Here is a 20,905-nt window from a genome sequence, read left to right on the forward strand (position 1 = left end):
GTGTGGCCCCGGAACGGACGTGTGATGTGATCGAAACGTGACCTCCGCACCCACCACGGCCCTGTCGGCGATCGACCTCCGCTCCGACACGATCACCACGCCCGACGAGGAGATGCGCGCGGCGATGGCGTCCGCCGAGGTCGGCGACAACGTCATCGACTCCGACCCGACGATCGTCGCGCTCGAACGACGGGCGGCGGACCTGCTGGGCATGGAGTCGGCGCTGTGGACCCCGAGCGGGGTCATGGCCAACCTCATCGCACTGTCGCTGCACCTGCAGCGCGGGGACCGGTTCCTCGCCCCGCGGGACGCGCACGTGCTGATCAACGAACTCGGCTCCGCCGCGTGGCTCGCCGGCGGCATGCCCCACGCGCTCGAGCACGACGCCGGTCCCGGCCGGCCGACGCCCGCCACGGTGCGCGCCGCCGTCGGTCCGGCCGACGGTCCGTACTACGCGCTGCGGACCACGTTGCTGTCGCTGGAGAACACGCACAACGCCGCGGGCGGCACGATCACCCCGCCCGACGAGCACGCCCAGCTGGTCGCCGCGGCCCGCGCCAGTGGTCTGGGCGTCCACCTCGACGGCGCGCGCCTGTGGAACGCGGCCGCCGAACTGGACCTGCCGCCCGCCGCGCTGACCGTGGGCGTCGACTCGGTGTCGGCGTGCCTGTCGAAGGGCCTCGGCGCGCCCGTCGGATCGGTCGTCGCCGGCACCGAGGAGTTCGTCGAACGGGCCCGCCGCATGCGGCAGATGCTCGGCGGCGGGGTCCGGCAGGGCGGCGTGCTCGCCGCCGCCGGGCTGCTCGCGCTCGACCGGATCGCCGAGCTCAGGAATGACCACGCGAACGCCCGCACCCTGGCCGCCGGGTTGCGGGAGCGGGGCTGGGACGTCGCCGAACCGCAGACGAACATCGTGCTCGCCGCGGTCCCCGACGTGGCGTGGACCCTCGAGAACCTGCAGGCACTGGGGATTCGCGCGCTGCCGATGGCGGGCAAGGTGCGGTTCGTCCTCCACCGCGAGGTGACCGCCGACGACGTCGACGAGGCGCTCCGGCGCATCGAGGAGGACGGCCGATGACGGGTTCCGAACCGGCGGAGTGGCTGGTGTTCGACTACGGCGAGGTGCTGTGCCGGCGCACGGACGCACTGCCCGAGCTGGCGGGACGGCTCGACGTGCCGCCGGCGACGTTCGAACCGGCCTACTGGGCGCACCGTGACCCGTACGACCGCGGCGCCGCCGACGACGCCTACTGGCAGGCCGTCGGCGACACCGTCGACGCGGACGTCGACCTGGACACGGTGCGCGAACTGGCCGCGATCGACGCGCGCGGCTGGTCGACGCTCGACCCCGCGGCGGAGCAGCTCATCGAGTCGCTGGCCGGCCAGGGACGGAAGTTGGCGCTGCTGTCGAATGCGCCGAAGTCGTTCGCCCGGCACGCCGAACAGCAGCCGTGGACGAGACACTTCCGCGAGTTGGTGTTCTCCGGCGACGTCGGCATGGCCAAACCGGACGCCGACATCTACCGGCTGCTCGTGCAGCGTCTGGGCTGCGCGCCGGGCGACTGCCTGTTCTTCGACGACCGGCAGATCAACATCGACGCGCCCGGGCCGCCGGCCTCCGCGCCGAACTCTGGCCCGGCGCCGACAAAGCAGCCACCCTCCTCTGACCGACTCCCAAGGGCCCCATAGTCGCGTTGAGTGCCGCCATGGGGCCGTTGGGTGCATTGAACCGCGCTTACCGGCCGATCTGCTTCTTGTCGTTGCCCTTGATCGCGCCGTAGGCGGCCGCGCCGAGGAACGCCGCGCCGCCGATGAGGGCCACCCAGAACACGGCCTTGACGAGGAAGCCGAGGACCGACCCGATGACCATGAAGGCGACCCACGCCAGGAGTAGGCCACCGACGATCTTCCAGAACATGTGCTTCCTCCAGCTCGCTGCGGATGTCTGATTCCAGGTTGGCACGGCCCGCGCCGGAAGTCCCGCCGCGCAGGCGACCTTCAGGGAAAACTCCGGGTTCACCCCGAGCCCGAGCGCGTCGGCCCCCGGGCCGCGCGGTGTCACCCCTGCAGCCAGCCGCCCATCCGGCGCACGGCCTCGGTGATGTCCTCGCGCGCACCGGCGAACGACAGCCGCACGAACCGGCCGCCGTCGACGGGGTCGAAGTCGACGCCCGGGGTGATCGCCACGCCCGTGTCGTCGAGCAGCCTGCGGCACCAGGTCAGCGAGTCGTCGGTGTACGCGGAGACGTCGACGTAGGCGTAGAACGCCCCGTCGATCGGTGCGATCCGCGTCAGGCCGATGTCGCGCAACCCGTCGACGAGCAGGTCGCGGTTGACCCGGTAGTGCTCGACGTGCCCGTCGAGTTCGGCGTACGAGTCCTCGTCGAACGCCGCCACCAGCGCGTGCTGCGACAGCGCGGGCGGGCAGATGTTGAAGTTGCCCGTCAGCACGTCGACGCTGCGGTGCAGCCTGCCCGGCACCAGCATCCACCCGAGCCGCCAGCCGGTCATCGCGAAGTACTTCGAGAACGATCCGAGCACCAGCGCCTCGTCGGACGTCTGCCATGCGCACGCGACGTCCCGCTCGTAGGAGATGCCGTGGTAGATCTCGTCGCTGATCAGCTGCACGCCGCGCTCGGTGCACCACGACGTCAGCGCGGCCAGCTCGCCTGGCGAGACGATCGTGCCCGTCGGGTTGCTGGGGCTGGCCACGACGAGACCCTTGATGTCGCTCAGCCCGTCGAGCAGTTCCGGCGTCGGCTGGAACCGCGTGGACTCGTCGGTGCCGAACTCGACGACCTCGCATCCCAACGCGCGCAACAGGTTCCGGTACGCCGGGTAGCCGGGCCGGGCCATCGCGACCCGGTCGCCGGCCTCGAACGCCGACAGGAACGCGAGCAGGAAACCGCCCGACGACCCCGTCGTGACGACGACGTCGCCGGGGTCGACGTCGAGGCCGTACGAACGGTCGTAGTGCCGCGCGATCGCCTGCCGCAGTTCGGGGATGCCGAGCTGCGGCGTGTAGCCCAGGTCGCCGCTGCGCAACGCCTGTTCCGCCGCCGCGAGCACCGGTTTCGGCGCCCCGGCCGTCGGCTGTCCCGCGCACAGGAACACGACGTCGCCCCGCTCGGCCTGCCGCTCCTTCGCCGCCGACAACACGTCCATCACGTAGAACGGCGGCACGTCGGAACGCTGGGCGGGCGGCGGGAACGGGGTAGTGCTCGTCATGCCCACGACTGTATTCGCCGTCCCCGAACCGCCAACACGGCGACGCGAACTGCCAACACAGCGACGCAGGATGCTGACACGCCCGCGTGGATTGCTGACACGGCGACGCAAAGGGCCCTTGGGAGCTTCTCAGGTGCCGCGCTTGAATCGTTCGATGTCCTCGTCGGTGATCTCGACGGGGCCGTCGGCGAGCTGGGTGATGCGCAGGTGGTTGCCGAACGGGTCCCGCAACGCGCAATCGATGCCGTACGGCTGCTGCGTGGGCACCTCGGTGAACTCGACGCCCTTCGCGCGCAGCGTCTCGTAGGTCTTCTGGCAATCGTCGGTGTTGAGCATGGCGGCGGCGCCGAGCGCGCCCTTCGTGACGAGGTCGCGGATCTGCGTCGCCACCTCCTCGCTGTGCGCGGGCGGGCCGGGCAGTTCGAGCAGCAGCTGCCGGCCCGGGTCCGTGGGCAGCTCGACGGTGAGCCACCGCATGAACCCCATGTCGACGTCGGCGGCGACCTCGAAACCGAGCTTGCCGCAGTAGAAGTCGAGCGCTTCGTCCTGGTCGAGGACCATGATCGAGGTGATTCCGATTCGCGTGAACATGTCGGGAACGCTACGGCGGAACCGGCCGATTCGGCTTATCCGAAACGACTCGTCACGCGGGCCGGCGCCACGTCTTCACGAAGCACACCGGAACGTGCGCGGGCCGCGAGCTCGCGCGGTACTCGGTCGGCGACTTTCCGACGACGGAGCGGAACGTGCGGCTGAACGTGCCGAGGCTGTCGAACCCGACCCCTTCGGCCACGCGCGTCACGGTGGCACCGGGGTCGGTCAGCATCGCCATGGCCCGTTCGATCCGGCGGCGCTGCAGGTAGCGGTGCAGCGTCTCGCCGAACGTGGTGCGGAACGAGCGGGTGAAGTGGCTCGGCGACATCAACGCGATGCGGGCGAGCGCGGGCACGTCGAGCGGCTGCGCGAAGTCGCGGTCGATCGCGTCGCGGGCGCGCAACAACCGCCGGTTCTGGTCCTCACGCGGACTCATCGGTGCCACGCGCCGATTCTACGGTCGCGGGCGCGGGTTCGCGTAGCCGAGCGTGAGGGTGCCCTCGGGCAGGCGCCGCACGGACGCCGCCGCGAACGCACCGGCCATGAGCAGCAGCACGCCGACGTTCTCGCCGAGCTCCTCGGCGTGGTAGGTCAGTACGTACAGCGGGCCGCTCTCGTGCCGGGCGATCAGCAGACCCTGCATGGCCTCCATGCCGAGCGCCGACCACAACAACAGCGCACCGCCGCCGACCACGAGCCACCGCGCGCGGCCGGTCAGCCGGACCGCCAGCACGAGCAGGCCCGCCGCCACGACGGCGCCGGCCAGCACGCCCGGGATCAGCCAGTAGAACGGGAAATCGCTGTCGAACGTGGTCAGCCGGCGGCCGATGCGATCGAGCCGTTCGTGCAGTTGCGTGTGGTCGTCGAGCGAGAGCAGTCCCAACAGGACCGCGCCGCACCACCAACCCCACGCCGCCGACCGCGCGCCTGCCGATTTCGCCAGCACGCCGACGATCCCGAACAACACCGCGGTGACGACGAGCAGCGCCACGCTCCACCACGTCGGCAGATTGCCCTCGACGAACACGTCGAGGTACATGCGGATCTCGCCCTGCCCCGTGGTGAGCGGATGTTTGATCAGCGCGGGCACCGCCATGCTGATGACGTTGAGGGCGACCGAGACGCCCAACAGAATCCACCAGATGCGATTCATGCGCACCGGTGTGGAGAGAACCTGCCGGGGTTCGTGGGCGTTCTCGGCCGACCTCGTCGTCATGGTGAATCCCTTCTGAACTCAATCAGTCCGGAGAGTTAATCACTCCGGCGAGTCGGCCGAGTCGGGAGAGTTCGGCGAGTTGGGCGAGTTCGGGGAATTCGGGCTGTTCGGCGAGTCCGGGCTGTTGGGGGAATTGGGCGAATTGGGCGAGTTCGGGGAGTCGCCGGTGTCGGCCGTGTTGGCGGAGTTCGGGCTGTTGGGGCTGTCGCCGGTGTTCGCGCTGTCGGCCTGACCGCCCTGCTTGCCGGACTGCTCGGCGTTCTGGTTGCCGTTCTTGCCGCCGTTGTCGGTGGTTTCCTGCTCGGCGAGCTGAACCTGGGCGGGGATCTTCGGGTCGTGCACGTCGTCACCCGCGGCGACGGCGGTACCGCCGATGGCGATCGCACCTCCGACGCCGACAGCGGCTGCGGCGACGACGAACCAGGGACGCTTGTTGCTGGCCATGATGGTGTTTCCTTCCATTGTGGGAATTGCTCAGGATCGGGTTGCTGCGCGCGGATCCGCCGCGTGCAGTGGTCGGGTTTCGGGTGGGGCCGTTCCCGGGCGGTCAGTCGGTGGTGCTGCACCACCGTTCGGCGAGCTCGAGGCGTTGCTCGAGCACGGCGCGCCAGCCGCTGCCGCCGGTGCGGTGCTGGCCCGGCGCGAGCGACAGCACGACGGCTGCCGCGCCGATCCGCAGGGCCGCGGGGTCGTAGTGCCGGTCGAACTCGCGGCGGCACCGCTGGGCGAACCGTTCGATGACGGGCGCCCGGTCGGGTTTCACCTGCGCCAGCACGGACAGGTGTCCGAGCAGGCAGGCGGGGTCGTCGTGCGGATCGCCCGCCCCCGCGGTGTCGATGTCGAGCAGGCCGACGAACTCGCCGCCCGACACCAGCAACTGGGTCTCGTAGAAGTCGCCGTGCACGGGCACGTGCGGATGCGTCGGCCGCGCCTCGACGCGTCGGCGATCGCGTGGGCACGGCCGCCGACCGCGGGGTGCAGGCGGGCGACGACGTCGGCGTAGTGCCGCGCGCGGTCGGCCCAACTCGGCCGGTGCCCCTGGTCGGCGAACGCCTGCGGCAGACCGCGCAGCGTGTCCACGAGCGAGGCCGGATCGATCCGCTCGAGCTCGATCGTGTTGCCGCTCCACAGCAGATCGCGCAGCGACCGGCCGCCGACACCGGCGAGCAGGAGCAGTCCGTCGTCCGTCCATCCCAGACTTTCCGGGACGATGCCCCCCTCGGCGGCGCGGTGCAGCCGGTGCAGCGCCTCGACCCGGTCGGGACGCAGCACCTTGACGAACACGCTTGCCGCGTCGGTGCGCAGTTCGACGACGGCGCGGCGCAGCGGGCGGTAGGCGCGGACGCGGATGGTCAGGCCGCCGGTCGGCAGGCCGAAGCGGGTGAGCAGGGCGCGCATCCGGTCGGCGTCCACCGCGGCGGCGAGGCCGGGCAGGGCCGGGTCGTGCGGGAAGCGCCAGACGCCGAGGTCGACCGAGCCGTCCGACATCCGCATCGCGCCGCGCGCCTTCGCGGACGTGCTGGCGCAGAACGTCTCGGCGACGCGGCGCCCGTCCGCGCCGGTGACGTCGACCTGCGCGGCGACCGTGGTGCTCGCGCGCTGGACGTCGCGGTGCGTGACGCGGCTACCGTGGGCGGTCGCGCCGCCCAGCTCCGCGACGGCGGCCCACAGTTCGTGGAGTTCCGCCTCCGCCGGTTGCCACTGCTGTTCGCTCATGACAACCACGATGCAGGCCGTGCGTGAATCCCGCCTGAGTCGACCGTGAAGGACCCTTCATGTCCGAATCGCCCACCTTGCGTGGGACACCTCCGGGTCAGTAGGGCTGGTAGCCGCCGCCGGAGGCGATCGACGCGATGCCCGGGTGCTGTTCGAGGCTGCCGTAGCGGTCGAAGGTGTAGGCGACACCGGCGACGATGTTGTCCACCGGGTCCCAGATGTCGGTGTGGCCGGGCACGGCGTGGGCGTCGAACGTCGGGTCGATGCACTGCATCAGTCCCTTCGACGGGGTGCCCTTCGCGGCGTTGGAGTCCCAGTCGTTGATCGCGTGCGGATCGCCGCCCGACTCGTGCTCGATGATCGTCCAGATCTGGTCGATGTTCTCCTCGGTGACCGGGATGCCGTTGTCCTGCAGGATCTTGATCGCTTCCTTGATCCACTGCTCGACGTTCCCGGGCGGCGGGCCGGCAGGCGGTCCACCGCTGGACCCCATGCCGCCACCACCGCCACCGGCGGCCACAGCCTCCCCGCCACCACCGGCCGCGGCGGCAGCACCACCGCCACCGCCACCACCGCCGCTGCCGACGCTCGGCGCCCCACCGGCGGCCGAGACGCCACCGGTCGACGACATCTGCGACTGCGCGTCCCCGGGCATCGGCACCTGCGAGTAGCCGCCGCCCTCGATCTCCTGCTGCATCAGCCGCTGGGCCTGCTTGATGGCCTGGTTGGCCTGGTTCATCAGACCCTTGATCTTCTCGGTCGCCTGCTCCGCGGTCCGCCGGTTGGCCTCGCGCGCGGCGTTCCGGATCGCCTCCGGGTCGGCGCCGCCCCCACCGGCACCGCCGTCCCCGCCGCCCGCGGCGGCCTGGATCGTGCCCTCGGCCTCGCGCGCCTCGGACTCGGCCCGTTCGTTGCGGTCCTCGATCTCCATCTTCGCCGACTCCTTGGCATCGGTGATCTTGCGCTTGATCTCGGAGAGCTTCTCCTGGAGCGTGGTGAGCTCCTCGGCGGCGTCGGAGAGCTTCGCCTTGACGCGGTCACCGGCGGAGGCGACGTTCGCGACGTACTCGAAGAACGACTCGGCGGCAGGCCCCTTCCACACGCCGCCCTCCTGCAGCGGCGCCGCGGCGTTCTTCAGCTGCGCCGAGTGGTCGCCGGTGTTCTCGGAGGCCTTCTCGAACTGCTCGGCCACCTCGCCGATCTGCCCCGGGTTGACCTTGTCGACCTTCGCGGCCTGCGCCTCGACGGCGTTCCAGTTGTCCGGCAGCCCCAGTGACATGTCAGACCTCGCCCCGCATCGTCAGGTTGTCGGCCGCGGTGGCGTCCGCCTCCGACATCGCCTGGAGGGCGTTGCGCAGCGCGCCGCTGGCGGCCTGCATGTGCCGGCGCGCCGAGTCGAACTCGGACTGCATGCCCGCGGTGAACGAACCGAGCGCGGCGTCGACCCGGTCGGGATCGTCCTCGTCCTCGACCTCACCGAACGGGCTCTCCCCCTCGACACCGCGGAGGCCCTTCTGGTCCTGCTCGACACGGTCGGCGATCCCGTCGACCTTCCCCGCCGTGCTACGCATGGATTCGGCGTCGTAAACCGGCACGGTGGTTCTCCCCCTTCAGACGATCGATATCGCTGGTCACCGGGGTTCGACGCACGCGACACCACCGGCGGTTCCACCCCACTGTAAAGCCGTACGCGGCGGTTTCGCGTGTTCTCGCTACATCTCGTCGAGAAGTTCCCACACCCGTCCGGCGAGCATGGCGTTGTCCGCGGGAGCGACCGTCGCCCACTGGCGTCCGTCGCCTCCGGGGGCGACCTGTAACAGGTATCGACCACGCTCGGTGTCGTAGAACCCGATCACCCGTGGGGCGCGGCGCACGCTGCCGTCCCGGCCGTAGGTCTGCGCGCCGAACTGCCCACGGATCGTCTGCCCCTGCAGCATCGCGGCGAACTCCTGCGCCTCGCTCATCGCGACCCCGCGGTCGGCGAGTGCGCCGACGAGCGTGCGCGCCTCGCCCGCGGCCTCGCGGTCGGCCTCGACGAGGACGTCGTGCGGCACGCTGGCCGACCAGCCGACGCCGGGAGTCGCGTCCCCGGCCACCGAGACCGCCGATTCGGGCAGCGACGAGTCGCGCGCCGGGATGAGCCACACCTCGTCGCCGTCGACCACGCCCATCAACGCCTGGCTGCCCGTGCTCACGGCGAGCCCGGAGATCTGCCGGTCGGTCCACACCCACAGGTCGATGGCCACGGCGGGCCGGATGAACAGGTTGAGCATGTCCACCAGGTCGCTCGTGGCCTGCCGTCCCTTCGCGAGCCTGCGCTGCGCCAGCGAGCTCCACGCCTGCTCGATGAGGTCCCCACGTTCGCTGTGGGTCATCCCGGCGCTCGGCACGTCCAGCGCGGGATGCCGGCGCGGCAGCCGTTCCGCCTCCCAGAGCATGTCGAACTCGAGCGTGGACAACACCACGCTTTCACCACTGGTCACAGGTGGTTCACCGCTGTTCCGAGTCCGTTCCCGCCGCCGGTGCCGCCGACTCCGCAGGCGCTGCTGCTTCCGCCGACCGTGCTGCCTCCGCCTTCCAGTCGCCGATGGTGTCGGGCGCGACCATCCGATCGTCGGCGAAGAGGTCGTTGTCGTCGACGCCGAAGCGGCGCACGTGCGTCTGGTCGTCGTCGCCGTCCTGCGGCGCCGCCTTGTGCAGAACGCCCCGGCGGTCCTGGCCGTCCGACCTGTTGCGGTCGGCCCGCGCCTGCTCCTCGGGCAGGTTGCCGATGTTCTGCACCGGCGAACGCGGGGTGCCGCGCTGACGACCGCTGCGGTCGCTGTCGCCCGCGAGCGCGCCCGCGATGCCGCCGGCCGCGACCGCGCCGATCGCACCGCCGAGGCCGTCGGCCGTGATGCCACCGCCCGACGACGACCCTCCGCCGGACTCCTGGCCCGACGCCGCGGTCGTGTCACCGCCGGACAGCGGGGCGACCCCGAAGGACTTGCCCTTCGCCAACTGCTCGGGCTGCCCGGACGTGGGCGCACCGGCCTTGCCACCGGCGACCGGCGCGGGCGCAACGGCCCCACCCGCCGCACCGCCGGCCCTGCGCCGGGTGCGGCGCCGCGCCGGTGCCCCGGCGACGGGCGCACCGGCCTTGCCGCCGACCGCGCCGGGCTGCTTGCTGCCGGTCTGGTTGCCCGGCTGGTCCGGACCCGCGGGGGCGCCGGGCGCACCCGGAGTCGCGCCACCACCCGGGACAGCGCCACCGGGGACCCCGCCACCGGGGACAGCTCCGCCGGGAACAGCGCCACCGGGAAGGGCGCCGCCGGGGACCTTGCCGCCGACGCCACCGACACCGCCGGGACCGCCGACCACGCCGCCGGCACCGGGTGCTCCGGGCGTGCCGGGCGCCGCGGGGGCACCGGCCTGGCCACCGGGTGCACCGGGGACCGACGATCCGGAACCACTGCCGGCACCGGACTGCCCACCCGGATGTCCCACGTGCATGTAGCCGACACCGCCGCCGGAGATCGACTGCACGGGCGCGGTGCTGCTGGGTGCGGCGGACGACGGCGCCGTGCCGGCGTACGGCTTGGCGGGCTGCACCGAACCGGTTGCGGGGGGCGGCGCCGCGTCGTAGGTGGGTGCGGGCGCGACGGGAGCCGACACGGGCGGTGCGACCGGGGCCGCCGGCGCGCGGGCCGCGGGGCCACGCCGGACGCGTCGGTGGCATCACCGCCGGGCGGCGGGGCGTCGGGGCGCGGAGCGCCGACGTCCGGCACCGGCGGACCACCGGCGGAGATGTCCTTCGGCACGTCACCCGTGGGCGCGCTGCCCACGGAACCGACCATCATCCGCGGCGCCTCGAGCGTCGGGACGTTGCCCAGCGCCTCACCGGAGGACTGCGCGTAGCCGTTCAACGCCTCGAGCGCCTGTGCCCGCGCCTCCTGCGCCTGGGCGACGCGCCGGGCGTGGTCGGTCTCGAAACCGATCAGGCTGCCCAACGAGTCGAGCATGCCCATGCCGCCCGCGCCGTCGCGCAACGCCTGCGCGTCGGGCAGCTTGTGCATCGTGCGGTTGAACGCCTCGCCCTGGGCGAAGATCTGCTTGGCCGTCTCCTCGGCCTTTCCGTGTGCGTCGCTGGAGAAGTCGGCCTCGCCGGAGATCCACCGCTGCGCCTGTTCGGCGGCGTTGCCGGTCCAGTTCACGCCGAGCTTGCCGAGTTCCTCGCGGAGGGTGTTCTCGGTGCGGCTCAACGCCTTGGAGATCTCGCGGAGCGCGTCGACCGCGTCGCCGATGCCTTTCACGCCCGCACCGCCGCGGAACCGGTCGATCTCGTCGGCCAGCATGTTGTCGGTGTAGCCGTCGAAGCGGTGGTTGCGGATCTGCTCCGCCTTCCCCGTGACGTCCGACGTCGCCTCAGCCATCTCGCCTACCCCTCATTCCGCGTCGCGCGCCACCTGCTGCTCGGCCGTCCCCGCATGTCACGAAGGTCCACGGCCGCCTCCGAAGCTGTCCGCCTTCTCCTGATCCGAGCGGGTGTAGTCCTCGCCGGCCTTGCGCAGCTGCTCGGCCAGTCCGCGCAGCCCGGTGACGTAGGCGCGCACGCGCGCCGCGTAGGAGTTCTCGTCGCCGGCCACGACCTCGTTCCACGCGCGAACGGCGTGCTGCGACACGGTGTCCTCGGACGGCGGGGTGATCTCGAGGGACTCGAGGTGCTCGGAGAGCTTCTCCTCGAGGGCCGCGGCCTGCGCGTCGATGATGCCGGCGGCCTCGGCGACCTTCTCGGGCGCGACGTCGATGTCCTTGGCGCCGGGCAGCCAGGCGAACTCGCCGAGGCCCCCGTCGCTGTTCGGACCAGTGCCTGCGTCTGACGCCATGCGAGCCCCCTGTTACGGCCGGTAGTCGTCCGGTTTCCCTGGCAGGTTACCAACTGAGATGTGACGGTGACCTGAACTTCGACGTTCCGGCGGGCGACCCGGTTCCCTCCGAAGGGAGGGAATTTCCGGGCGGCTCAGGTGTGGGGACGGCTCAGGAGGTGGGGACGGTGATCTCGCCGCGGGATGCGCGCAGGGCGATGTCGGTGCGGTGGTGCGCCCCGGCGAGGTTGACGCCCGCGACCCGCTCGTAGGCGTCGGCGCGGGCCGCCTCGAGGTCGGAACCGGTCCCTACCACCGACAGCACGCGACCCCCGCTCGCGACCACGGCACCGTCCTCGCGGCGCCGGGTACCTGCGTGCAGGACGCCCTCGGCCTCGCCGCCGGTGATGACGTCGCCGGTGCGGGGCTTGCCGGGGTAGCCGTCGGCGGCCAGCACGACCGTGACGGCCGCGCCGTCGGCCCATTCGAGCGGCGGCTGCTCGGCAAGGGTGCCGTTCGCGGTCGCGGCCAGCAGCCCGGGCAGCGGCGTGCGCAGCAACGCCAGCACGACCTGCGTCTCCGGGTCGCCGAAGCGGCAGTTGAACTCGATGACCTGCGGACCCTCGCTCGTCAGCGCCAGACCCGCGTACAGCAGACCGGAGAACTCGGCGTCCCGATCGGCCAGTTCGTCGACCACGGGCTGCACGATGCGCGCCACGACATCGTCGACGAGACCCTCCGGCACCCACGACAGCGGCGCGTAGGCACCCATGCCGCCGGTGTTCGGCCCGGAGTCGGCGTCGCCGACGCGCTTGAAGTCCTGCGCGGGCAGCAGCGGCACCACGGTGCGCCCGTCGACGAGGCAGAACAGCGACGCCTCCGGCCCGTCCAGGAACGACTCGAGCACCACCGGGTGGCCGCCGTCGAGCAGCATCAGCGCGTGCTTGCGCGCCTGTTCGCGTCCGGGGTCACCACGACGCCCTTGCCGGCGGCCAGTCCGTCGTCCTTGACGACCCAGGTCGGACCGAACCGCGACAGCGCCGCGTCCAGGTGGGCCGGGTTGTCCACGACCTCGCTGCGCGCCGTCGGCACGCCCGCGGCCGTCATGACGTCCTTGGCGAACGCCTTCGAACCCTCGATCCGCGCCGCCGCGGCCGACGGGCCGAAGCAGGCGATGCCCTCCTTGCGGACGGCGTCGGCCACACCCGCCACGAGCGGCACCTCGGGCCCGACGACCACCAGATCGGCCCGCCATTCGACGGCGAGCGCCGCGATGGCGGACGGGTCGGTGATGTCGACGCCGAGCGACTCGGCCAGCGCCGCGGTCCCGGCGTTGCCGGGCGCGCAGCCGATGGCCGTCACCGACGGGTCGTGGGAGGCGGCCAGGGCGATGGCGTGCTCGCGGGCACCGGAGCCGATAACCAGGAAGCGCACAGGTAGAGAGGGTAGACACCCCGGTCACGCCGTGCGCACCCGCATGTGCATCGCCGGGGGTTCACCCGCATGTGCCCTCCCGGCTGCCAGGCTGTCGCCGAGTGGTCGCCCACGGCCGCGACCGTAGCGACGTCCCCACCGGACAACGAGAGGGCAACGACGTAAACATGGCAAACAGGTCCAGACTCCGTAAGCGCCTGACGGTGGCCGCGCTCAGCGCGCTCGCCGTGCTCGCGACCACCGGCCTCGCCCCCGCGACGGCCGCGCACCAGACGTCCACCACCGCCCCCGGCCAGGCGGCCGAACGCGGCGAACAGGCCGACGCCATCAAGGTCGTTGCGCACCGCGGTGCCTCCGGCTACCGGCCGGAGCACACGCTCGCCGCCTACGAACTCGCCGCCCGCACCGGCGCCGACTACCTCGAGCCCGACCTCGTCACCACCAAGGACGAGGTGCTCATCGCGCGGCACGAGCCCGAGATCGGCGAGACGACCGATGTGGACACCCGGCCCGAGTTCGCCGACCGCAAGACCACCAAGCAGGTCGACGGGCAGCCCGTCACCGGCTGGTTCGCCGAGGACTTCACGCTCGCCGAGCTGAAGACCCTGCGCGCTGTGGAGCGCATCCCGGACGTGCGGCCGCACAACACGATCTACGACGGTCGGTTCGAGGTCGCCACGTTCCAGGAGATCATCGACCTGTCCAAGAAGCTCTCCCGTGAGCTCGGCCGCGACATCGGCGTGTACCCGGAGCTCAAGCACCCGACGTACTTCCAGCAGAAGGACATCGCGCTCGAGCCGATGCTGGTGGACATCCTCAACCGCAACAAGATGAACCACCCGAAGTCCAATGTGTACGTCCAGTCGTTCGAGGTGGCGAACCTCAAGGAACTGAGCGACCAGGTGCGCGTGCCGCTGGTGCAGCTGATCGGGGCGTCCGGAGCGCCGTACGACTTCGTCGAGTCCGGCGACCCGCGCACCTACGACGACCTCGTCACGCCCGAGGGCCTGAAGGAGATCGCGAGCTACGCCGACGCCGTGGGCCCGGAGAAGAACCGGATCATCCCCACCGATGACGACGGCAACCTGACCGAGCCGACCACGTTCGTCGACGACGCCCACCACGAGAACCTGATCGTCCACCCGTGGACGTTCCGCGCCGAGAACGAGTTCCTGCCGACGAACCTGCAGTCGTCGGACGACCCGGCCGCCTACGGCGACATCTTCGCCGAGTACCAGGCGTTCCTCGAGACCGGCATCGACGGCGTCTTCGCCGACCACCCGGACATCGCCGTGGAAGCAGTCCGCAGCTTCGAAAACGAGTAAGTCCACAACACCCGAGGCCCCATGGTTGCGTTGAACGCGAGCATGCCTCGGGTGCTTTGGGCCTGAGGCGTCCTCAGAGGATGGTGTGGCGTTCGATGGTCTGCTCGCGGCCGGGGCCGACGCCGATGGCCGAGATGCGTGTGCCCATCAGTTCCTCGAGCCGTTCGACGTAGGCCTGCGCGTTCTTCGGCAGCTCGTCGAAGCTGCGGCACTCGCTGATGTCCTCCCACCAGCCGGGCAGCTCCTCGTACACGGGCTTGGCGTGGTGGACGTCCGTCTGCGTCATCGGCATGTCCTCGGTGCGCTCGCCGTCGACGTCGTAGGCCACGCACACCGGCACCGCCTCGAGCCCGGACAGCACGTCGAGCTTGGTGAGGAAGTAGTCGGTGATGCCGTTGACGCGCGCCGCGTACCGGCCGATGACCGCGTCGAACCAGCCGGTGCGCCGCGAACGGCCCGTCGTCACGCCGAACTCGCCACCGGACTTGCGCAGGTTCTCGCCCGCCTCGTCGGTGAGCTCGGTCGGGAACGGCCCGGAGCCGACCCGCGTGGTGTAGGCCTTCAGGATCCCCAGCACCGTCGTGATGCGTCCCGGGCCGATGCCGGAGCCCGCGCTCGCGCCGCCGGACGTCGGGCTGGACGACGTCACGTACGGGTAGGTGCCGTGGTCGACGTCGAGCAGCGTGCCCTGCGAACCCTCCAGCAGCACCGTCTCGTCGCGCTCGAGGGCCTTGTTCAGCTCGAGGCGCGTGTCGGCGATGCGGTGCCGGAACCGCTCGGCCTGCGTCAGGACGGTGTCGGTGACCTCCGCCGCGTCGAGGCCCTTGCGGTTGTAGACCTTGATCAGCACCTGGTTCTTGAACTCCAGGGCCGCCTCGACCTTCTGCCGCAGGATCTTCTCGTCCAGCAGGTCCTGCACGCGCACGCCCACGCGCGCGACCTTGTCCTGGTAGCACGGGCCGATGCCGCGTCCGGTGGTGCCGATCTTGCGGCTGCCCAGGTAACGCTCGGTGACCTTATCGATGGCCACGTGGTACGGCATGATCAAGTGCGCGTCCGCCGACAGCAGCAGCCTGTTCGTGTCGATGCCGCGCGCCTCGAGCCCCTCGAGCTCCTCCAGCAGCACCCCCGGGTCGACCACGACACCGTTGCCGATCACGTTCGTCACGTGCGGGGTGAGGATGCCGGACGGGATGAGGTGCAGCGCGAAGTCCTGCCCGTCGGGCAGCACGACCGTGTGCCCGGCGTTGTTGCCACCCTGGTACCGCACCACCCACTGCACCTTGTCGCCGAGCAGGTCGGTGGCCTTGCCCTTGCCTTCGTCGCCCCATTGGGCACCGATGAGCACGATGGCCGGCATGTGAAACTCCAAGGTGTGTAGTGGCTGGTGTGTACTGCTGACACTGGTCAGTCGGTAGGACTGGGAAATGCCGGTACATGAGCCTAACCGAGGGGTTGTACGTGCGGGGATTGGTACTGCTGTGCGGCGGCGCTGAGCTGGGATTACCACTGCCGGACGGGGCCGAGGCGGAGAAACTGCCCGCCCGGCCGGGCCGCAAGGACGTCGACACGCTGCTGACCGGCGATTTCGACCGCCTCGTCGTGGTGGGCACCGACGCCGATCTCGCCGCCGTCGCGTTGCGCCTGCTGCGCAAGGAACTCCTGGACGAGTCCGACGTGGGGTTCGTGCCGACGGCCGCGTCCGAGGTGGCCGCACTGTGGGGTCTGCCACGCGAGCGGACGGCGGCATGGGACGCGGCGTGGTCCGGAACACCCACCGGTGTTCCGTTGATCAGGGACGACGCCGGCGGGGTGCTGCTCGGGCTCGGCGTCGTGCGCACGCCGCGCGGGGTGGCCTACTGCGACGACACGGAGGCGCTGCGGGGCGAGGCCGATCTGCTGGAGGTGCGGCCCGATCCGCAGGCGGGCAGTGACACGTCCGCGGGCGGACTCAACGTGACGATCACCCGCGGACGACTGCTGAAACGACGCACCCGGCTCGCCGGGAGGGCGTTGCAGCTCGGCGGCGGCGAGGTGGTGCCGGAACTCGACGGCGTGGCGTATCCGCGGCCCATGTCGCGGTGGACTTGGTACAGGCATACACACGACTTCCGTCTGGTTCTGCCACCGACATCGGTCTGAATCCGCCCGGGGTTAACTACTCCGTTACCTGCCTTGGAGACAGTCGGAAAGTCCTTCACGTCACCGGATTCCCCTTCGTCGAAAGAGGTGCTGTCGTGACTTTCCCCCGCACTCTCCGTAATTCCGCGGTCGCCCTGGGTGCGACCGCGGTGCTGACCATGACCGCCGCCGCGGGCACCGCCGTGGCCGAACCGCCGAACATCCCCAGCCCCGGCACCGCCGAGACGCAGCTGAACGCCCTCGAGGTCGCCCCCGACGGCTCGAGCGACGGCTACGACCGCGACCTGTTCCCGCACTGGAGCAGCCACGAGGACAACTGCAACACCCGTGAGCTGGTGCTCGAGCGCGACGGCGACGGCGTCGAGGTCGGCACGGACTGCTACCCGACCGACGGCAGCTGGTACAGCGAGTTCGACGGCGAGACCGTGTCCGACCCGTCGGAGATCGACATCGACCACGTCGTCCCGCTGGCCAACGCCTGGCGCACCGGCGCCTCGGAGTGGACGACCGCCGAGCGCGAGGAGTTCGCCAACGACCTCGACTCGCCGCAGCTGATCGCCGTCACGGCCAGCTCCAACCGGTCCAAGGGCGACTCCGACCCGTCGGAGTGGCAGCCCATCTCGTCGTACCACTGCACCTACGCCTCGATGTGGATCACCGTGAAGCACGAGTACGAACTCACGGTCCACGAGGCGGAGAAGGCCTCCCTGAAGGACATGCTCTCCACCTGCTGACGTTGCTCCCGAGGCCCCTTGGTCGCATGGAGTCGAGCACTGCCGCGCGGAGCGCGTCCGTTTGGGTGGCGGTGGGAGACGGGTGGGAGCGACTATGGGGCCCTCGGGTGCTTCTTCCGGGGGTGTGGGGTTCACGTGGGCTTGACACCCACGGGGCGGAACGCGAATCTTTTTCGAACAACAAGATCGCCGAACCGTCCACCGCAAGCTCAACGGAGAGCTCCATGCGTTCAGTTCGCCGCGGCCGGATCACGGCCGCCATCGCCGCGTCCGCCGTCGCCGCCTCCCTGCTCACCGCGGTTCCCGCCGGCGCAAGCCCGGCCCCCGCCGACGACCCGAACGCCACCCCGACCGCCGAACCGGCCGCCGTGGACGACGAGTTCTACCAACCACCGTCCCCGCTGCCCGCCGGTGAGACGGCGACGTCATCCGCCACGAGCCGACGTCGTTCTTCCTCGACCCGCTCCGGTTGGTGCAGGCGCCCGCCGACGCGCAGCGGATCATGTACCTCAGCAACGACACCCACGGCGAACGCAACGCCGTCACCGGCACGGTGCTCGTCCCGAACCGGGACTGGGACGGCCCCGGCGAACGGCCGATCGTCGGCTACGCCGCGGGCACGCAGGGCATGGGCGATCAGTGCGCCCCGTCCAAGGCGCTGGCAGCCGGCACCCAGTACGAGGGCATCTTCATCAAGGGCATGCTCGCCCGCGGGTACGCCGTGGCGCTGACCGACTACGAGGGCCTCGGCACCCCCGGCGTGCACACGTACGTCAACCGCAAGGCCACGGCCCACGCGGTGCTCGACATGGTGCGCGCCGCACAGCGCACGCCCGACACGGGACTGCCGTCGGACGGGCCGGTGCTGACCGCCGGCTACTCCCAGGGCGGCGGGGCGTCGGCCGCGGCGGCGGAGTTGCAGCCGGAGTACGCGCCGGACATCGACCTCATCGGCGCGTTCGCCGGCGCGCCGCCCGCGGACCTGACCGAGGTCGCCGACCTGCTCGACGGCCACTACGCGGTGGCGTTCCTGATGTTCGCGGTCGCCGGCATGCAGGAGGCGTACCCGGACCTGGGCATCGACGACATGCTCAACGACAAGGGCCGCGAGGTCCGCGACAAGATCGAGGAGAGCTGCACCGGCGACGGGCTGTTGGGCCACATGTTCACCCGCACCTCGGAGTTGACGGCCGACGGCAGGCCGATCGGCGACTACCTCGGCGAGGAACCGTTCCGCAGCGCCGTCGAGGAACAGCGCATCGGGACGTCGGCGCCGCAGGCGCCCGTGTACGTGGCGCACAGCAGGCTCGACGACATCGTGCCGTACGGCCAGGGCCGGGACATGGCGCGCGCGTGGTGCGAGGACGGCGCCACGGTGCGGTTCGACACGCTGGCCATCCCGACGCACGTCGGCGGCTACGTGGGCGCCTACCCGAAGGCGTTCCGCTGGCTGGACCAGCGGGTGCAGGGTGCCGAGGCACCGAGCAACTGCGGCGAGTTCTGACGCCCGGCGCGGATCCAGGGCCGCCGGTGGTTCACGCCGGCGGCCTGCCGGGCTCAGGCTCACTCCCTGGACGCGGACTCAGGCGAGGCCGGTGGCCTCGGCGGACGCCGGATCGGAGTCGAGCAGCAGCTGCTTGCAGCGTTCGTACTCGTCGGCCTCGCCGATGCGGCCGGCCGCCTTGCCGAGCGCGGCGACGCTGCGGAGGAACCCCTGGTTCGGGCGGTGCGCCCACGGCACGGGGCCGAAGCCCTTCCAGCCCGCGCGGCGGAGCTGGTCGAGGCCGCGGTGGTAGCCGGTGCGGGCGTAGGCGTAGGCGTCGACGAACTCGTTCTCGTTCAGGGCACGCTCGGCGAGTGCGGCCCACGCTCGCTGAAGTCGGGGTGCTCGGCGGCGACTTCGCTCGGCTCGGTGCCCGCGTCGAGCGCGGCTTCCGCGTCGGGGCGTTCCGGGAGCGTGGTGGGGTCCGGTTCGAGCAGGTTGTGGGTCATGGCGTCATTCAACCACCGCCGCGGCGGGCACGCGGGCGCCGGTTTCGCGCCCGGTTCGCGGTGGGTCCTACAGCAGCAGCGACAGCGACGACACCATGGCCATCAGCACCAGAGTGGCGATCAGAACAACGGCGACGAGACGTTTCGGCATCACGGCTGACACTGTGCCTGACGACGGACCGCACATATCGGGCCGCCCCGGTGCCCTCCAACGGGGGAACCCCCGGTACACCCAGGGGGTGCACCGGGGGTCCCTGGTCGAGCTTCGGGCCGGGGATCGGCGGCTGCGCCGCTCACAGCTTCTTGCCGGCCGACTTGAGGTGCTCGGCGGCCTCGGCGACGCGGGTGGCCATCGCGCCCTCGGCGACCTTGAGGTAGCTGCGCGGGTCGTAGGTCTTCTTGTTGCCGACCTCGCCGTCGATCTTCAGCACGCCGTCGTAGTTCTTGAAGAAGTGGTCGGCGATGGGCCGCGAGAACGCGTACTGCGTGTCGGTGTCGACGTTCATCTTCACCACGCCGTAGCTGAGCGCCTCGTGGATCTCCTCCAGCAGCGAACCGGAGCCGCCGTGGAACACGAGCTCGAACGGCTTCGACCCGGCGGGCATGCCCAGCTTCTCGGCCGCGACGGCCTGGCCGCGCTTGAGCACCTCCGGGCGCAGCTGGACCGCACCCGGCTTGTACGCGCCGTGCACGTTGCCGAACGTCGCGGCCAGCAGGTAGCGGCCCTGCTCGCCCGCGCCGAGCGCGTCGACGGTCTTGGTGAAGTCACCCTCGGCGGTGTAGAGCTTCTCGTTGATGTCGTTGGAGACGCCGTCCTCCTCGCCGCCGACGACACCGATCTCGACCTCGAGGATGATCTTCGCGGCGGCCGAGGCGGCCAGCAGCTCCTTCGCGATGTCGAGGTTCTCGTCGAGGTCGATCGCCGAGCCGTCCCACATGTGCGACTGGAACAGCGGGTTCTTGCCCGCGTTGACGCGTTCCTGCGAGATCTCGATCAGCGGACGGACGAAGCCGTCGAGCTTGTCCTTCGGGCAGTGGTCGGTGTGCAGGGCGACGTTGACGTCGTACTTGTCGGCCACCACGTGCGCGAACTCGGCCAGGCCGCGTGCGCCCGTGACCATGTCCTTGACCTTCTGACCGGAGGCGAACTCGGCGCCACCGGTGGAGAACTGGATGATGCCGTCGCTCTCGGCCTCGGCGAAGCCGCGGATCGCCGCGTTGACGGTCTCCGACGAGGTCACGTTGATCGCCGGGTACGCGAACTCACCCTGTTTGGCGCGGTCCAGCATCTCGGCGTAGACCTCAGGTGTGGCGATGGGCATCGTTGTCCTCCTCGGGCTCAAGACTTACGGGCCTGGCTTATCGCCCCCAGCCGTGTTCGGCATCCCGGGTGCGATCGAGTCGTGCGAGTACGGCGCCGGAACGCGTCCGGGCGGGGATTCCTGCGCCGGATCCTACGAGGCACAGCCTGGCATCACCCGGTGACACGGTGAAGCCCGCACACCCCCTGACGTGGCCTTTTTCGCAGCATCGATTCAGTGTTCGATTCAGTAGGCCACCCGTCCGGTAGGGCAGGTGCGCCCGAGGGCCCCATGGTCGCGCCCACCCGTCTCCCACCACCGCCCAAACGGACGCGCTCCGCGCGGCAGTGCTCGATTCCACGCGACCAAAGGGCCCTCG

Annotated in this window: 22 protein-coding genes and 4 pseudogenes; 7 read left to right on the top strand and 19 right to left on the bottom strand. The window is 71.0% G+C overall.

The window, feature by feature from the left end; all coding sequences use genetic code 11:
* The first annotated feature begins 112 nt into the window (after positions 1-112).
* Positions 113-1,078, top strand: a complete 966-nt coding sequence (locus BJF85_RS24815) for a GntG family PLP-dependent aldolase (protein ID WP_139320863.1) — start codon at positions 113-115, stop codon at positions 1,076-1,078.
* Positions 1,075-1,689, top strand: a complete 615-nt coding sequence (locus tag BJF85_RS24820; protein WP_369822296.1) for an HAD family hydrolase — start codon at positions 1,075-1,077, stop codon at positions 1,687-1,689. The genes BJF85_RS24815 and BJF85_RS24820 overlap by 4 nt, the downstream gene beginning before the upstream one ends.
* Before the next feature lie 46 nt (positions 1,690-1,735).
* Here the strand turns inward: BJF85_RS24820 and BJF85_RS24825 are convergent, their stop codons facing one another.
* The 12 genes from BJF85_RS24825 to BJF85_RS30790 all read right to left on the bottom strand — a co-directional run bounded on the left by BJF85_RS24825 (position 1,736) and on the right by BJF85_RS30790 (position 10,408).
* Complete coding sequence (locus BJF85_RS24825) at positions 1,736-1,918, bottom strand: hypothetical protein (protein WP_075850358.1); 183 nt, start codon at positions 1,916-1,918, stop codon at positions 1,736-1,738.
* 140 nt (positions 1,919-2,058) lie between these two features.
* Positions 2,059-3,228, bottom strand: coding sequence for a pyridoxal phosphate-dependent aminotransferase (locus BJF85_RS24830; RefSeq protein ID WP_075850359.1), 1,170 nt, complete (start codon positions 3,226-3,228; stop codon positions 2,059-2,061).
* 129 nt (positions 3,229-3,357) lie between these two features.
* Positions 3,358-3,819, bottom strand: coding sequence for a VOC family protein (locus BJF85_RS24835; protein WP_075850360.1), 462 nt, complete (start codon positions 3,817-3,819; stop codon positions 3,358-3,360).
* A gap of 52 nt (positions 3,820-3,871) precedes the next feature.
* Positions 3,872-4,258, bottom strand: coding sequence for a helix-turn-helix domain-containing protein (locus BJF85_RS24840; protein ID WP_075850361.1), 387 nt, complete (start codon positions 4,256-4,258; stop codon positions 3,872-3,874).
* An 18-nt stretch (positions 4,259-4,276) separates the two neighbouring features.
* A complete protein-coding gene (locus BJF85_RS24845) occupies positions 4,277-5,038 on the bottom strand; it encodes a hypothetical protein (protein ID WP_075850362.1) in 762 nt (253 codons plus the stop codon).
* 39 nt (positions 5,039-5,077) lie between these two features.
* Positions 5,078-5,482: a hypothetical protein gene (locus BJF85_RS24850; RefSeq protein WP_139320853.1), complete on the bottom strand. Its 405-nt coding sequence runs from the start codon at positions 5,480-5,482 to the stop codon at positions 5,078-5,080.
* Positions 5,483-5,585: 103 nt separating this feature from the next.
* Complete coding sequence (locus tag BJF85_RS28295) at positions 5,586-5,813, bottom strand: hypothetical protein (RefSeq protein WP_075850364.1); 228 nt, start codon at positions 5,811-5,813, stop codon at positions 5,586-5,588.
* Positions 5,798-6,754, bottom strand: coding sequence for a hypothetical protein (locus BJF85_RS24860; RefSeq protein ID WP_075850365.1), 957 nt, complete (start codon positions 6,752-6,754; stop codon positions 5,798-5,800). The genes BJF85_RS28295 and BJF85_RS24860 overlap by 16 nt, the downstream gene beginning before the upstream one ends.
* A gap of 97 nt (positions 6,755-6,851) precedes the next feature.
* A complete protein-coding gene (locus tag BJF85_RS24865; RefSeq protein WP_075850366.1) occupies positions 6,852-8,033 on the bottom strand; it encodes a transglycosylase SLT domain-containing protein in 1,182 nt (393 codons plus the stop codon).
* A gap of 1 nt (position 8,034) precedes the next feature.
* On the bottom strand, positions 8,035-8,349 hold the full coding sequence (locus BJF85_RS24870; RefSeq protein WP_075850367.1) for a hypothetical protein: 315 nt from the start codon (positions 8,347-8,349) through the stop codon (positions 8,035-8,037).
* A gap of 117 nt (positions 8,350-8,466) precedes the next feature.
* Positions 8,467-9,237, bottom strand: a complete 771-nt coding sequence (locus BJF85_RS30785; RefSeq protein ID WP_255375911.1) for an ESX secretion-associated protein EspG — start codon at positions 9,235-9,237, stop codon at positions 8,467-8,469.
* Positions 9,238-9,244: 7 nt separating this feature from the next.
* Entirely contained in the window at positions 9,245-10,408 is a 1,164-nt protein-coding gene (locus BJF85_RS30790; protein WP_255375912.1) for a hypothetical protein, read from the bottom strand.
* 57 nt (positions 10,409-10,465) lie between these two features.
* Here BJF85_RS30790 and BJF85_RS30795 point away from each other — a divergent pair, with 57 nt between their 5' ends.
* Positions 10,466-10,651: a hypothetical protein gene (locus BJF85_RS30795; protein ID WP_255375913.1), complete on the top strand. Its 186-nt coding sequence runs from the start codon at positions 10,466-10,468 to the stop codon at positions 10,649-10,651.
* A gap of 35 nt (positions 10,652-10,686) precedes the next feature.
* On the opposite strand, the pseudogene BJF85_RS31785 reads toward BJF85_RS30795, so the two are convergent.
* The 3 genes and pseudogenes from BJF85_RS31785 to purD all read right to left on the bottom strand — a co-directional run.
* Positions 10,687-11,166 (bottom strand): annotated as a pseudogene (locus BJF85_RS31785) (PPE domain-containing protein); the annotation flags it as partial.
* 57 nt (positions 11,167-11,223) lie between these two features.
* Complete coding sequence (locus BJF85_RS24885) at positions 11,224-11,619, bottom strand: PE domain-containing protein (protein WP_139320854.1); 396 nt, start codon at positions 11,617-11,619, stop codon at positions 11,224-11,226.
* 151 nt (positions 11,620-11,770) lie between these two features.
* A pseudogene (gene purD, locus BJF85_RS24890) lies at positions 11,771-13,032 on the bottom strand (phosphoribosylamine--glycine ligase).
* Positions 13,033-13,199: 167 nt separating this feature from the next.
* On the opposite strand from purD, the gene BJF85_RS24895 reads away from it, so the two are divergent.
* Positions 13,200-14,357 carry a glycerophosphodiester phosphodiesterase gene (locus BJF85_RS24895; protein WP_075850368.1) on the top strand — a complete coding sequence of 386 codons (1,158 nt, stop codon included), beginning with the start codon at positions 13,200-13,202 and terminating at the stop codon, positions 14,355-14,357.
* 73 nt (positions 14,358-14,430) lie between these two features.
* Here BJF85_RS24895 and BJF85_RS24900 read toward each other — a convergent pair whose 3' ends face one another.
* A complete protein-coding gene (locus BJF85_RS24900; RefSeq protein ID WP_075850369.1) occupies positions 14,431-15,717 on the bottom strand; it encodes an adenylosuccinate synthase in 1,287 nt (428 codons plus the stop codon).
* 77 nt (positions 15,718-15,794) lie between these two features.
* On the opposite strand from BJF85_RS24900, the gene BJF85_RS24905 reads away from it, so the two are divergent.
* The 3 genes and pseudogenes from BJF85_RS24905 (at position 15,795) to BJF85_RS24915 (ending at position 18,737) form a co-directional block, all read left to right on the top strand.
* A complete protein-coding gene (locus BJF85_RS24905) occupies positions 15,795-16,499 on the top strand; it encodes a hypothetical protein (protein ID WP_255375915.1) in 705 nt (234 codons plus the stop codon).
* 95 nt (positions 16,500-16,594) lie between these two features.
* Positions 16,595-17,233 carry an HNH endonuclease family protein gene (locus tag BJF85_RS24910; RefSeq protein ID WP_075850370.1) on the top strand — a complete coding sequence of 213 codons (639 nt, stop codon included), beginning with the start codon at positions 16,595-16,597 and terminating at the stop codon, positions 17,231-17,233.
* A gap of 224 nt (positions 17,234-17,457) precedes the next feature.
* A pseudogene (locus tag BJF85_RS24915) lies at positions 17,458-18,737 on the top strand (lipase family protein).
* 78 nt (positions 18,738-18,815) lie between these two features.
* Here the strand turns inward: BJF85_RS24915 and BJF85_RS28300 are convergent.
* The 3 genes and pseudogenes from BJF85_RS28300 to fbaA form a co-directional block, all read right to left on the bottom strand.
* Positions 18,816-19,115, bottom strand: a pseudogene (locus BJF85_RS28300) (DUF3151 domain-containing protein); the annotation flags it as partial.
* Positions 19,073-19,225 carry a hypothetical protein gene (locus tag BJF85_RS31790; protein ID WP_369822298.1) on the bottom strand — a complete coding sequence of 51 codons (153 nt, stop codon included), beginning with the start codon at positions 19,223-19,225 and terminating at the stop codon, positions 19,073-19,075. The pseudogene BJF85_RS28300 and the gene BJF85_RS31790, both read right to left, overlap by 43 nt.
* 293 nt (positions 19,226-19,518) lie before the next feature.
* A complete protein-coding gene (fbaA, locus tag BJF85_RS24925; RefSeq protein WP_075850371.1) occupies positions 19,519-20,547 on the bottom strand; it encodes a class II fructose-bisphosphate aldolase in 1,029 nt (342 codons plus the stop codon).
* Positions 20,548-20,905: the final 358 nt, after the last annotated feature.

The organism is Saccharomonospora sp. CUA-673 (assembly GCF_001942305.1).
Taxonomy (GTDB): Bacteria; Actinomycetota; Actinomycetes; order Mycobacteriales; family Pseudonocardiaceae; genus Prauserella.

Coding starts and splice junctions, on each gene's coding strand:
- BJF85_RS24815 (WP_139320863.1), top strand. CDS start 113: ATGCGCGCGGCGATGGCGTCCGCCGAGGTCGGCGACAACGTCATCGAC.
- BJF85_RS24820 (WP_369822296.1), top strand. CDS start 1,075: ATGACGGGTTCCGAACCGGCGGAGTGGCTGGTGTTCGACTACGGCGAG.
- BJF85_RS24825 (WP_075850358.1), bottom strand. CDS start 1,918: ATGTTCTGGAAGATCGTCGGTGGCCTACTCCTGGCGTGGGTCGCCTTC.
- BJF85_RS24830 (WP_075850359.1), bottom strand. CDS start 3,228: ATGACGAGCACTACCCCGTTCCCGCCGCCCGCCCAGCGTTCCGACGTG.
- BJF85_RS24835 (WP_075850360.1), bottom strand. CDS start 3,819: ATGTTCACGCGAATCGGAATCACCTCGATCATGGTCCTCGACCAGGAC.
- BJF85_RS24840 (WP_075850361.1), bottom strand. CDS start 4,258: ATGAGTCCGCGTGAGGACCAGAACCGGCGGTTGTTGCGCGCCCGCGAC.
- BJF85_RS24845 (WP_075850362.1), bottom strand. CDS start 5,038: ATGACGACGAGGTCGGCCGAGAACGCCCACGAACCCCGGCAGGTTCTC.
- BJF85_RS24850 (WP_139320853.1), bottom strand. CDS start 5,482: ATGGCCAGCAACAAGCGTCCCTGGTTCGTCGTCGCCGCAGCCGCTGTC.
- BJF85_RS24860 (WP_075850365.1), bottom strand. CDS start 6,754: ATGAGCGAACAGCAGTGGCAACCGGCGGAGGCGGAACTCCACGAACTG.
- BJF85_RS24865 (WP_075850366.1), bottom strand. CDS start 8,033: ATGTCACTGGGGCTGCCGGACAACTGGAACGCCGTCGAGGCGCAGGCC.
- BJF85_RS24885 (WP_139320854.1), bottom strand. CDS start 11,619: ATGGCGTCAGACGCAGGCACTGGTCCGAACAGCGACGGGGGCCTCGGC.
- BJF85_RS24895 (WP_075850368.1), top strand. CDS start 13,200: ATGGCAAACAGGTCCAGACTCCGTAAGCGCCTGACGGTGGCCGCGCTC.
- BJF85_RS24900 (WP_075850369.1), bottom strand. CDS start 15,717: ATGCCGGCCATCGTGCTCATCGGTGCCCAATGGGGCGACGAAGGCAAG.
- BJF85_RS24905 (WP_255375915.1), top strand. CDS start 15,795: ATGAGCCTAACCGAGGGGTTGTACGTGCGGGGATTGGTACTGCTGTGC.
- BJF85_RS31790 (WP_369822298.1), bottom strand. CDS start 19,225: ATGACCCACAACCTGCTCGAACCGGACCCCACCACGCTCCCGGAACGC.
- fbaA (WP_075850371.1), bottom strand. CDS start 20,547: ATGCCCATCGCCACACCTGAGGTCTACGCCGAGATGCTGGACCGCGCC.